General features: G+C 58.6%; 7 protein-coding genes. 4 read left to right on the forward strand and 3 right to left on the reverse strand.

Annotated elements, in window-relative coordinates; all coding sequences use genetic code 11:
- Positions 1–45 precede the first annotated feature (45 nt).
- Positions 46–513, forward strand: coding sequence for a cyanase (gene cynS, locus NHH03_RS01805; RefSeq protein WP_253154019.1), 468 nt, complete (start codon positions 46–48; stop codon positions 511–513).
- Between the two features lies 1 nt (position 514).
- On the opposite strand, the gene NHH03_RS01810 is transcribed toward cynS, so the two are convergent.
- Complete coding sequence (locus NHH03_RS01810) at positions 515–1,567, reverse strand: nucleoside hydrolase (protein ID WP_253154020.1); 1,053 nt, start codon at positions 1,565–1,567, stop codon at positions 515–517.
- Positions 1,568–1,751: 184 nt separating this feature from the next.
- On the opposite strand from NHH03_RS01810, the gene NHH03_RS01815 reads away from it, so the two are divergent.
- A complete protein-coding gene (locus tag NHH03_RS01815) occupies positions 1,752–2,684 on the forward strand; it encodes a putative 2-dehydropantoate 2-reductase (RefSeq protein WP_253154022.1) in 933 nt (310 codons plus the stop codon).
- 363 nt (positions 2,685–3,047) lie between these two features.
- Here the strand turns inward: NHH03_RS01815 and NHH03_RS01820 are convergent, their stop codons facing one another.
- Positions 3,048–7,247, reverse strand: coding sequence for an SdrD B-like domain-containing protein (locus NHH03_RS01820; RefSeq protein ID WP_253154023.1), 4,200 nt, complete (start codon positions 7,245–7,247; stop codon positions 3,048–3,050).
- A 187-nt stretch (positions 7,248–7,434) separates the two neighbouring features.
- Positions 7,435–9,063, reverse strand: coding sequence for a BBP7 family outer membrane beta-barrel protein (locus NHH03_RS01825; RefSeq protein ID WP_253154025.1), 1,629 nt, complete (start codon positions 9,061–9,063; stop codon positions 7,435–7,437).
- A 1,308-nt stretch (positions 9,064–10,371) separates the two neighbouring features.
- Here NHH03_RS01825 and NHH03_RS01830 point away from each other — a divergent pair.
- Positions 10,372–11,670: a hypothetical protein gene (locus NHH03_RS01830; protein ID WP_253154026.1), complete on the forward strand. Its 1,299-nt coding sequence runs from the start codon at positions 10,372–10,374 to the stop codon at positions 11,668–11,670.
- Between the two features lie 46 nt (positions 11,671–11,716).
- Positions 11,717–12,970 carry a DEAD/DEAH box helicase gene (locus tag NHH03_RS01835; protein ID WP_253154027.1) on the forward strand — a complete coding sequence of 418 codons (1,254 nt, stop codon included), beginning with the start codon at positions 11,717–11,719 and terminating at the stop codon, positions 12,968–12,970.
- The last annotated feature ends 7 nt before the right edge of the window (positions 12,971–12,977 follow it).

Below are 12,977 nucleotides of genomic sequence, written 5' to 3' on the forward strand. Positions count from 1 at the left end.
CCGGTCGATTTTCCCCCCTCCTTCCCATTTGGAAACAGTAGCACGATGACGACGATGACCCAGCCGATGCCGACATTAGAGCAAGTCGTAACCAAGATCGAATCGGTCAAGGTAGCCAAAGGGCTGACCTGGGCGGACCTCGCTGAAAAGATCGGGCAAAACCCTGTCTGGGTGGCCGCCGCATTGACGGGGCAATGTTCAATGTCCGCAGAGGACTGCCAAGCGGTGAGTGACGATTTGGAGTTGACCGAAGCCGAATGCAAAGTGCTGCAAGGGTTTCCATTTCGTGGATCGCTGACACAAACGATTCCCAGCGATCCGTTTGTCTATCGCTTTTATGAAATCATGCAGGTGTACGGTGTGGCGATGAAAGAAGTCGCCCAAGAAGAATTTGGCGATGGCATCATGAGTGCAATCGATTTCTCGATTAACGTTGATCGTGAACCCGATCCCAAAGGGGACCGGGTCAAGATCACGTTCAATGGAAAGTTCTTGCCCTACAAGAAGTTTTGAATCATTGGCCAGGCGGTTGACTGGTTAATTGAACCAAGGCTTCGATGGCGCGTGGTTTTTGATCCTCACGTAGGATCAAGTACTGATCGCGTCCCATTTCGTCCGCTTGGAAATGAGTGAGACCCTCTTTGTCGATGCTCACTCGGCCAGGAGGGGACAGGTCAAAGTAATTTCGTTCGGGGTGGATTGCGTGCAGCACCGACGTCAAGTCCCACGTCGGACGATCGTGGGGTGGCGGGTTGTACAGCACATAGGCTTCGGCGATGGGATGATGTTTGACGTAGTCGAAGTCGGTTTCGATGCTGCGGTGTGGATAGGTCAAATTCAAACCGATCTCAAATCCGCTCCAGACGATCGGGACCGGCCAGTTGTCGGCCAAATACCGTGCGCTGTCTAAGTCTTTGACGACGTTGTATTCACGGTGGTTGTACAGATGGCCTTCTTTGTTGGGAATCTTAGTGAAGGCACCCGCCATCGCGGACAGCAAGCGGACTTTCTGTTTCACCAAATCGACGCCACTCAGTGGGCTATGTTGATCGGGTTGGGAACGTAGCAAATTCGCCAAGTTGGTGGAGAATCCGACTTGAGCAATCACCACGCTGTGATCGTTGGCGGCGGCGAGCGTTTTGCGTAGCAGGTCGACGGCATCTGGTGCGTCGGCGCCACTTTTTAAATCATGGGCGTAGCGAGGTTGCCCCTCGTCTTTGGCTTCGGCCAACACGTTGTACTTGCCGGTTTCGGGAGTGACTTGGCTGTGACAAACCCCGATCGGAATGTCACCGCGACCGTAGAAGGTGTTCAGCACGTCAGCGAATGCGGCAGCCAGCGGATTGTCTTTGGTGATCGTCACGGCTAGCAATTCGCACTCACCGCGAGTTTGCAGCGAGTGGATCACGCCGATGGCCATTGCGTCGTCACAATCATTTCCCAAGTCGGTATCAAAGATCAGTGGGATCGGACGCGATTGTGCCGAGGCCAATGGGATCAGCGCGGTCGCATTGGCCAGCAGGGTTAAAACGGAAGCGGCAATCAGGTAGACAGTGGGGCGTCGCATGGAGTTCAACGGGGGGAAGTCAGGACGGGGCGGGAGGGCCGATCGGAGGATCGAACACTTTCAGTAATTGTAGTTGCAAATGATAACTCGATGCAGCCGCTGGTGGGTGATCCAGCGAGTGTAGCCGCCCGCACCGGGCTGCACCCATGCGGCTCGAACGATTGACACTTGAGAATGATGGGATATGAACAAAAACAGCTATGCAATCATCGGGTCCGGCGCGCTGGGTGGACTGTACGGCGCTTTGTTGGCAGCGGCGGGGCACGACGTGCATTTTTTACTGCACTCGGATTTTGACCATGTTCGCACGCATGGTTTGAAAATCGAAAGCCATTGGGGCGATTTTGAGTTGCCCGACGTCAACGCCTACAAATCAGCCGATGCGATGCCAGCCTGTGACGTGACATTGTTGGGGCTGAAAACCGTCAACAATCATTTGTTGCCGGAATTGCTAAAACAGCCGACCAGTGGTGGCGGCGTCGTGCTGGTGTTGCAAAACGGCTTGGGGGTGGAACGTGACGTGGCCCAGTTGGTCGGTGAAGACAGGGTGCTGGGCGGTTGTTGTTTTCTGTGCAGCAACAAAGTCGGGCCGGGTCACATCCGCCATATCGATTACGGACGGATCGTGTTCGGCCCCCTGCGCAACACGGCGCAAACGTTGGCGATCTCCGATCAGATTCGACAAGAAATGGATGCGGCGGGAATTGAGGTGCAGTGCTCGGACGATTTAAACAAGGTTCGCTGGCGCAAATTGATGTGGAACATTCCGTTCAATGGGCTGTCGGTGGCATTGGACGCATCGACCGACAAGCTGGTTGCCAGTCAGGCCGCGGTGGAACTGGTGCGTGACATCATCAGCGAAGTTCACTCGGCGGCAGCAGCCTGTGGAGCGCAGATCGGTGCGGAGTGGATCGATAAGACGATCGACCATACCCGTCAAATGGTGCCCTACGACAGCAGCATGCGTCTGGACTATCTGGCCGGTCGACCGATGGAGTTGCAGGCGATCTTGAAGAACCCGATCGAGACGGCGCGTCGCGCCGGTGTGGCGATGCCCAAGACCGAAATGCTGTATCAACAGCTCTGTTTCTTGCAGCAGCAGCGACAGCCCCAGTGAGTCCGGCTGGATCCGACGCCAGGCACGGATGATTCATCAGCCGTTGAACGCTCACTCACGGTTCCTTGCGAGCCATTTTTAAACGTCCGGGGACTGGACGCGCTCGCGCGTGCCGGCTGATTCGGTCAGCATTGTCAGGAAGCGAAATGCTTCGGCAAGGGATGGTTTGGATGCGGCTGATGTGGTGGCATAAAAAAACGCACGGCCTTCCCCCCGAAAGGCCGTGCGTTTAACGATTTCCTCGCCAATGCCTGATGCGATTTTGTCCGCCGGGCTGCTGAATGTTCTCGCTGCGTCTTGCTACATCACCGGCTCCGGCAACACGCTTGGCAAACACTCGGTCAGTCCCTGCGGACGCGCAGGTCAGGTTGACGCGAGGAAACGTCGTTTCGACAGTTGGTCGAGTAGTTCTCCGAAGTTGAAATCGACGGCGTCGGTATCCGCTTCGAGAGCGATGTCGACAAAAGCGTCATTGAGTACCGTCGCGGTGGCTCCGGTACCAGCGGTGTCTTGCCCGTCACGGAATCCAGCGGGTTGCAGTTCGTCGACGCGGTAGGTCCCGGCGGCCAAGTCGTTGAACACGTAGTCGCCGTTGTCGTCGGTGGTCGCCGCCAGATTGACCGCGTTGCCCAGGCTATCGGTTCCGATCAGCACCAACGTCACACCTTCGATACCCTCTTCATCGGTATCACGAATTCCGTTGTCGTTGGCATCAATGTAGACCGATCCGCCAAAGCTGCTGCTGATCGTGTCGATCGTGGTCGCGGCGGTCGCAGTGTTATTGTTCTCGTTGGATTCGTCGGTGGTGGTCGAGACGCTGACCGAGTTGGTCAGGGTGCCGGTGGCTGTCGCGTTCACACTTGCGATGATGGTGAAAGTGAAGGACTCGTTCTCGGCCAAGTCGCCGCCGTCGACGGTCACCACACCGTTGTTGGCCGTGAGAGCTTGGTTGTTCGGTCCGGTACCGCTGACGAAGGTAACGCCGGTGGGCAAGGTGTCGACCGCTGTTGCATCGACCGCGGTGGAGACACCGCTGTTGGTGACCGTGATGGTGTAGGTCAGTTCGCCACCGGCTTGGATTTCCGTTTCATCCACGGATTTGGTGACTGTCAGGTCCGCCAGTGCCGATGCCGTGATGTCTGCGCTGGCCGAGTTATTGGTGGTGTCGGTTTCGCCGGCATCGGCGGTCACCGAGGCTGTGTTGGTCACGGTGCCATTGGTGTCCACGTCGACAGTGAAGATCAACGTGGCCGACAGGGTTTCGTCCGCATCCAAACTGATGGTCGGGAAGGTGACGGTGGTTCCGGACAGCGTCGCGGATTGTCCGTTAAGTGTCCCGCTGACAAAGGTCAGGCCGTCGGGAACGACATCGGTCAAAACCACTCCGGTCGCCGTGCTGGGGCCGTCGTTGGTTAGATCGATCGTGTAGGTGACATTGCTACCGGGATCCGGCGTGGTGTCGTTGGCCGTCTTGGTGAGGGTGACATCAAATTCAGACGTCAGGTCAGTTGCCGCGCTGTCACTGTTATTGGTCGTGTCGGAATCACCGCCGTTGACCGAAATCGAACCGGTGTTGGTGATGGTTCCCGTGGCGTCTTCGTTGACACTGGCGGTGACGGTGAAGGTTCGCGTCTGGCCCAAGGCAATGGGAGCAAACACGACGGTGACGGTTTGCATTCCGGTGTCAAAACCCGATGACGTTGCATCGGGAGCGTCGATCGTAACACCTGTCACACCGGCCGGCAGTGTGTCGGTGAAGGTGACTTCACCCGAATCACTCATGCTGTCGGTGTCATGCGAAATGGTGAACGTGTACGTCAACGTGTCTTCACCGGCCACGGCGGTCGTCAGGTCGACTTCTTTGGTCAACACCAAATCGGTGTCCGTGCCAATCGTCGAATCGACATCGTCGCTGTTGTTGGTCGTGTCGGTGTCGTTGTCGGTTGTTGTGACGTCGGCTTGGTTGTTAATCGTGCCGGTGGCCGATGCAGCGATGTCAACGGTGAACGTGAACGTGGTTGTCGCACCACTGGCGACGGTGCCGACGTCGAAGGTCAACAGTTGGCCATTTTCGGTGACCGTGACGCCGGAGGTCCCGGCATCCAAACTGTCGAACGTATAGAACGCGTCCAGCGTGTCGGTGACTTCCACGCCCCGAGCATCACCGGGGCCGCTATTGGTCACATCGATGGTGTAGACCAGTTGCCCACCGGCCAGGGCAACGTCGGAGGTGGTTTTTACCACGGAAACATCAACGTTGCGTGCAACCGGGGTTTCTTCGGTGGCGGTGTTGTTGGTCAGATCGGGATCGGTTTCCGGATCGACGACCACGGTGACGGTGTTCTGCAGCGTGTCGGTCGCATTGGCGGAAACGAGTACGATGACGTCGATCACCGCAGATTCGTCGGCGGCCAAATCGTCGATACTGATCGACAGGCTGCCGCTATCTTGTGGGTCTTCGGTGACTGTGCCGCTGCCGGTGGTAAACGATGCGCTGACGAAGGTCAGGTCGTCGGGCAGGTCGTCGGTGGCCAGGATCCCGCGTGCGTCATCCGGGCCGTCGTTGGTGACGGTGATCGTGTAGGTGAATTGTTCACCCGCGATGACGGCGCTGTCTGTGTTATCGGACTTGGTGATCACCAGATCCGAATTGGCCAGTGTGACCAGCACTGCGTCGTCATTGTTGACCGCGTCAACGTCGAGTTCATCAGCGGTGATCGAAGCCGTGTTGGTGATCGCGGCGGTCTGGCCGACGGCGATGTCGGCTGCAATGCGAACGGTACCGCTGGCACCCATCGCTAGCGAGCCAAGGTCAATGCTGATGGTCTGGCCGGTGATGGTCGGCGTGAACGTGCCGAAGTCCGAGTCGGCTTCGTTAATCGTCATGCCGTCGGGCAACAGATCCGTCAACACCACGTTGTTGGCGTCCAGTGGACCCAGGTTTTCAAAGTCGAGGTCAAAGAAAGCTTGGCCGCCACTTTCCAGTGTCGATGCGGCTTCGTCCAGCGTTTTGGTGATGTCCAGATCAATGGTCGGCGTGACGCCGAGATCCAGTGTGAAGTTGGAATTGGGGTCGGTATCACCGTCGTCGATCGGTTCGCTACCGGCAACCAGACTGATCGTTCCACTGACCACCCCGATGCCGGCGACCATGTTGCCGTTGTTGTCGTTGTCAACGTCGTCGTTGGGATCCGGTGTGGGAGCGTTGCCCGTGCTAGAGGTGTAGCCGAACAAAGTTTCCCCGGATGCAAACTCGGATTCGGGGATCACGACCAAATAGTCACCGGCGATCAATTGATCAAACGAGTAGTCGCCGTTGACATCGGTGGTCGTTGTCGCGATCGGCGTTTGAGTGGACGGATCGATGGTTCCGCCGCCGGTGGGTTCGCCGTACAGTTCGACCGTGATGTTTTCCACGCCGCTTTCGCTGGCGTCAAAGATTCCGTTGTTGGTTTCGGCTCCGCCGCCCATGTCATCGAACAGCGATCCGCCGAGTTGTAGCAGTTGCTCGTTGGGCAAGTTGCGGGTTTCGACGTTCGGGCCACGAACGGTGAACGCAGCGAAGGTGCCGTCGTTGTTGTCCGAGATGGTGATTTCAAATTCGATCGCTCCGACGTTGTTAAAGTCGGGGTTGCCGGTGAAGACAAAGTCCGAAGCGTAGCGGACAAACACGTCTTCTTGGACGCCGTTGACCATCGTGTCCAAGGGCACGGGGATGTTCGATGCGACGGCAAAGTTGTTTTCGTCTGTGTAAACACGAACCGTCATCGTGTCACCGGTGGCTTCGGTCGAGGCCTGGATTAGGATTCCGGCATCGGGATCGACTGGGTCACCGGGATCACCACCAACCAGGCTGATGCCGCCCAGACCCGTGAAGTCCAGGGTGCTTGAGTCATCGTCGCCATCGTATTGGATCAACAACGTGCCTTCGCCGTTGGTCTGTGATCCGATCGACAGAATATCGTCAACGGGGTCCGCGGCGACATTCAGGATGCCAACGTTGCTGGTGCGGGTGACCAAAAGATCGCGGAAACCACCCAGTGCTTCGCTGGCCGCGGCGGAGTCCGACGCGGTGGTCGCCATGCCGTCGACAGTGACCATCTGTGCGGTTTCGGTGAAGTCATCGATCACAGTCAGTACGGCGCCCGAATCGTCTGCAATATTAACGACGATGGGATCGGGGGCGACAAGGTCACTGCCGGCGGACAGTTGATTGACAATGAAGGTGTCAACGTCCAGCCCGCGAAAGAAGTACAAGCCGTTAGCGTCGCTGGTGGTGGTCGCGATCGGGGCACCGTCACCGGCCGTCAGCGAGCCGCTGGCGTCCACGTCGCGGTACAGTTCAACGGTGACCCCTGCCAGCCGGACATCGTCCGCGGTCAGGCCGTCGAGAGTCAAATCAGCGTACGAGACTCCGGAAACGGCCCCAAGGTCGCTGGCGAGCAATTCTCGCTTTGCAAGTGACTCAAGGCGTAGGGAGCGTCGCCCTTTGCCGGATGTGTGAGCGCTGATTGGGCGACGATTACGACGTTGAAGTCGCTGGATCATTCGTTGCCAGACCATGAGAACGTTCCTGTAAGCGGGGGTCCGATTGGCGAGCCGTTTCACACGAAATCGGGTGTGAAACATTACCGGTGTAGCGGGTTGCCGCACCGTGATCGCAATGCTGGTGTTCGGGGGGAGAATAGTCTCAGTCGCTGCTATCGGTCCGATTGCAGACCAGAATTTACCCCCGGTCAGTTTTTAACGATTACCAACGGTACTCTAGTCCGTACGTGATGCCATGTGCCCAATAGTCGGTCGTATCGAAGGCGAATAATGGTTGTGCGTCGCCCTGCGGGTTGCCGGCCGTCGGTGGCAGGTAGTCCGGGTTGATCATGGTCGGGATGTGCTGGCCGGGGCGAACCACGTTGGACCAGTAAATTCCGGTGTATCCGACGGTGGCCTTGAGGTGATCGGTCAGCTGGTAGCCCAGTGTCAGCGTCAGTTCAGGAATCACCGAGAATTCATCTTGTTCGTGGATGCCGCTATTGGAATCCAAAGCCAAGAATCCGGCGTTGTAGGTTTCTGTCGTCTGATTGGCAGGATCGGTTTGGTCGACAATGGTCGTCGATCCGCTGACGTCCACGGTTTGCATCGTGTTACCGACCGCGATGCGGACCAAGCCATCAAATGTCCAGTAGCCGCGGGTGACGCGATGGTTCCATCCCAGGTCCAGTCCGTTGAACTGGTTGGTGGTGTCGAACGAGTCCATGATGCCAAAGGTGCCTTGATTTCCTGCTCCGGCACTGACCAGTTGTTCGCCGATCTGAACGCCTTCGCCCAGTTGCATGTAGCGATAGCCCAGGCGGAATTCTGATCGGCTACAGAAGTGGCCTTTGCCACCACAGAACAGCCGTTCACGACAGCCTTCGTCGCAGCAGGTGAGTTTGCGGAAGTAAAATCCGCCGCCAACCAGGTGGCTTTGGACGTTCACCGTTGCCGTGCCGGTCAGCACGTTGGGGAATGCGATCAGTTCGGCATCATTTGATCCGGTCAGGGTGTTGAAAAACGGGCGAGCCAAGATCGGGGTGCCGGTGCTGGTTGCGCTGAACTGATCCGATTCCTCGTTGAGTTCGAAGTATTCGCCGCCGACGCCTAGGGTGTGGCATCGGTCGAACCAGAATCCAAACCGTAGTCGGCCGCCATTGAAGCTGTCCAATACATGGTCGTCGCCGTACATCACGCCGGTGCCGGGGCGATTCAGGACGCCAGCGTTGTTGCGGTCGGTGCCTGAGGGGGACGAGGTGATCAGTGGTGGCAAACTCAAACCATCGGTTCGCATGTGCAATGCTTCGAAGGACACCCAGCCGTCTTGAGGCAGGCTCAGGGTGACGGCGGGTCGCCAGGCGCGTCCGCTGGGAAGTTCGCCACACATGCTGCATCCGCAGCTGGGGCCACAGGATCCCATCGCGTCGCAGCCCGGGCTGTCACAGCCGCAAGAGCCCATCGTGTCACAGGAACCGTCGATGATCGTGCCACCGACGATGCCGCCGTCATAGTGACCTTCGTAAATCACTTCCCCTTCAACCGGTGGTGGCGAAGGGACTTGATGGGCGGCTTGGCGAACGGCCGAGCTGGAGGGTTTGCTGGTGCGTGGGCGGGCCACACGCGATCCGCTGTTTGATTTCGGTTGCAGTGTCGGTGCCGGCGCCGATTGGCGGTTGCTGGTCGTCGCCGCGGTTCGCGTCGGACTCCAGGTGGCCCGGGCCGCTTGGATCTGTTGCTGGTTGGACCGCGACGAAGTTTGTGCGTCGGCGGGAGAATTGTTGAAGGAGCTGAGTGTGAACGCTGCGAACAACGCGACACTGAGCGGACGGAATTTTTGGAGGTTAGGCACGGTCGTCACCACTTGAGACTCTGGGGGGGTAAAACCTTTCCGCGGCTGAGGGTTTCACGACGCTCGCAAAACTGGAACCGCTAGGACCGCAACATCTCGGTTACAGCCAAGGTTTTCGGAGTGCCGCCGCAATCACGCGGCGGGCACGACCTGTCACCCGAGGTATCGACGAGCTGGCAAACTGTCCTGTAGGCAAAACCGGAAAAATCGGAAAAATCGTCAGAGTCGACGTAATCGCTACAAATTGACATCGTTTGCCAAGCCAGATTTTGCTGCGGACGTTACCGGCCGGGGACAGACCCCTTTGGTTCCGGCCGTAGCTGGACCGGCCACGGACGTTACCGCCGGGGACAGACCCCGTTGGTTCTGGCCGTAGCTGGACCGGCCACGGTTCAGATTTGCTGTATTCCCGGGCCGACTGAACCCTGGCGGGATCAGCTACGAGGTGCGGACGTTACCGCCGGGGACAGACCCCATTGGTTCTGGCCGTAGCTGGACCGGCCACGGTTCAGATTTGCTGTCGTCCCGGGCCGACTGAACCCTGGCGGGATCAGCTACGAGGGACACGACGATTCGGCTGGGGACAGACCCCGTTGGTTCCGGCCGTAGCTGGACCGGCCACGGTTCAGATTTGCTGTGCTCCCGGGCCGACTGAACCCTGGCGGGATCAGCTACGAGGGAAACGACGATTCGGCTGGGGACAGACCCCATCGGTTCCGGCCGTAGCTGGACCGGCCACGGTTCAGATTTGCTGTCGTCCCGGGCCGATTGAACCCTGGCGGGATCAGCTACGAGGGACACGACGATTCGGCCGGGGACAGACCCCGTTGGTTCCGGCCGTAGCTGGACCGGCCACGGTTCAGATTTGCTGTGCTCCCGGGCCGACTGAACCCTGGCGGGATCAGCTACGAGGGAGACGACGATTCGGCTGGGGACAGACCCCGCTGGTTCCGGCCGTAGCTGGACCGGCCACGGTTCCGATTTGCTGTTCTCTCGGGCCGACTGAACCCTGGCGGGATCAGCTACGAGGGATACGACGATTCGGCCGGGGACAGACCCCGTTGGTTCCCCCCGGCCGTAGCTGGACCGGCCACGGTTCAGATTTGCTGTGCTCCCGGGCCGACTGAACCCTGGCGGGATCAGCTACGAGGAGAGGACGATTCGGCTGGGGACAGACCCCGTTGGTTCCCGGGCCGACTGAACCCTGGCGGGATCAGCTACGAGGGAGACGGCGATTCGGCTGGGGACAGACCCCGTTGGTGGAGGCTTGGGCTGTTTTGCTGGCAATGCGTGGTTGGCGAGAAACTCTTGACCTGGGTAGCGGCGAATTGGTATGCGACGGGTAGCAAAGCGGTACCCGTCGGCCGTTCGCTTGAATTTGATGAATCAAACGCCCAATTTTTAACGATCTTTGTGACCGATCGATTGCGCGAATCTGTCTCTGCTCCACACCACCGCAGCGCTGCAACGCTGGCCGGTTGGCTGTCGGTTTGTTTGCTGGTCGGCGTGGTGGGCTGCCGCGGTCGGGCTCAGCAGGAAATGTACCAAGCCAAGTTGACGCAAGAGATTCGTGTCTTAGAGGATCAACTGTATGACGCGGATTACCAAAATCGTGTGCTGCGCGATGAATTGGAACGCGCCAGCAATGCGGCCAACGACGCCGCGCTGAAAAACTCAGACCGCTCGGCGCAAAATTCGCCCGCCAAACCCGCTCCGTCCGCCAAATCCGGACCGAGCGACATCGGCCCGATCGAACCCTCGCCGCCGAACGCGTCGGATGCTAGCAAGACCGACTCGGATCCCAAGTCGACTGAGAACCCGTTTCAGGACGATCCGGAACCGGGTGCGGCGCCGGCGTTGGGCTTGCCGCAACCACCAGCGGTCGATGAAACACTGTTGCCTGATGAACCGCAGCCACTACAAGATCCGCCGAGTCCGGGTTTGCAGATGCCATCGGGAGCGGCACCGCTGCCGATTCCTGACCCGAGCAATCATTCCGAATCGACGGCGCCAAAGTCACCGGAGCTGGTTCCGCCGGGTGATGTCGAATCGTTGGATTCGCCGTTGATCGAGGGCGAAGTCAAGCCGCCTGAGTCGGAGCCGAGCGATCCGCCGGGCCGGGTGATTATTCCACCGGGAACCAAAACGATGCAGTTTGACGCTCCGCAGCAAGCCGAGCCGTTGCCGATTCCTGATCATTTAGAATTGCATGATGGTTTGTCGGGGGGGCATCGCTCCGAACCAGGCAGCGAGGTTGACGGCCTGTATTTGGTGGTGGTCGTCGAAGATGAAGAAGGCAATTCACTTTCGTTGACAAACTATGAAGTCGACGCGGAGATGACCGTCGTGGTCCTGGATCCACATGACGAATCAGAGGACCCACGGGTGGGTAGCTGGACGTTTACGCCCGATGAAGTCCGCAAACTGATCCACAAGGCTCCGGTTGATGGGATTCACGTTCCGATCGCTTGGCAAGATCGCATTCCCAGCGGCGATGACGTGATTGTGCACATTCGGATGACGGCCGCCGAAGACGAGATGCGGTGCCAAGGCAAACTGCGACTGGAACAATCGGTCGCGAATTCTCATTGGTTACCGCGAGGATGAGTCTGCGGTCGTAGTGGAGAATCGGCTGTGTCGCTATGCTAGCGGGATGAACTCAAATCAATTAGAAGCCAAAGAACCCGCGCTGGCCAGTTTCGACGACATGGATTTGTCGCCTGTCATGCGCCGAGCGCTCGCCCACGCCGGTTTTAAAAATCCCTCACCGATCCAAGCGGAATTGATCCCGCACGCTCTGGAAGGCCTGGATGTGATCGGCCAAGCCCGCACCGGGACCGGAAAAACGGCCGCATTTTCGATTCCGATTCTCGAGCAGCTCGATTCCTTGGACGACTGCCGCGACCCCCAAGCGATCATTGTGGTGCCGACCCGGGAATTGGCTGACCAGGTGGGGCGTGAAGCCCAACGGTTGGCCTATGGCGTGCCCACCGAAATCGCAGTTTTGGCTGGCGGCAAAAACATTCGAACCCAGCTTCGGCAGCTTGAAAACGGCGTGCAGATCGTTGTCGGTACCCCGGGCCGGTTGCACGACCATCTACAGCGTCGATCGCTGCGGACCAAAGACGTCTGGTGCGTGGTGCTCGATGAAGCCGACCGGATGTTGGACATCGGCTTTCGTCCCCAGATCGAACGAATTCTCCGCAAGTGTCCGCGCGACCGCCAGACGTTACTGTTGTCGGCCACCCTGCCGCCCACGGTTCAGCGGTTGGCCGAATCGTACATGGTGGATCCGTTGGTGATCGATTGCTGCAAGAACGAGATGTCGGTGGAGACGATCGAGCAGCATTACTTCACCGTCCCCCAAGACCAAAAGCAAGATTTGTTGGTGGCGTTGCTGGCGCGTGAAAAACCCCGACAGGCGATCGTGTTTTGCCGCACCCGACGCGGTACCGATCGATTGTGGCGGGCGCTTAGCAAGGACCATCCTTCGTGCGCGGCGATGCACGGAGACATGGCACAACGCGAACGCGATCGTGTGTTGCAACGACTGCGTGATGGTGATCTAGACATCTTGGTGGCGACTGACGTTGTCGGCCGCGGGATCGACATCACCACGATTTCTCACATCATCAATTACGATGTCCCCGAAGACAGTGACGATTATGTGCACCGCGTCGGCCGAACCGGTCGAATGGGACGCGACGGTGTGGCGTACACGTTTATCGTTCCTGGCCAGGGCGACGTGTTGACCAGCATCGAGCAACGGATCAACAAACAACTGATTCGCGATTCAATGGACGGCTTTGCGGCTCCCGAAAGGCCCGCCGAACCGGAACAGAAGAAAGCCGATCCGATGAAAAAGTTGCTGAACCCGATGCACCGCAAAGTCAAACGCCGACGCTAGCGCCAGC

It is taken from the genome of Stieleria tagensis, assembly GCF_024129865.1.
GTDB lineage: Bacteria > Planctomycetota > Planctomycetia > Pirellulales > Pirellulaceae > Stieleria > Stieleria tagensis.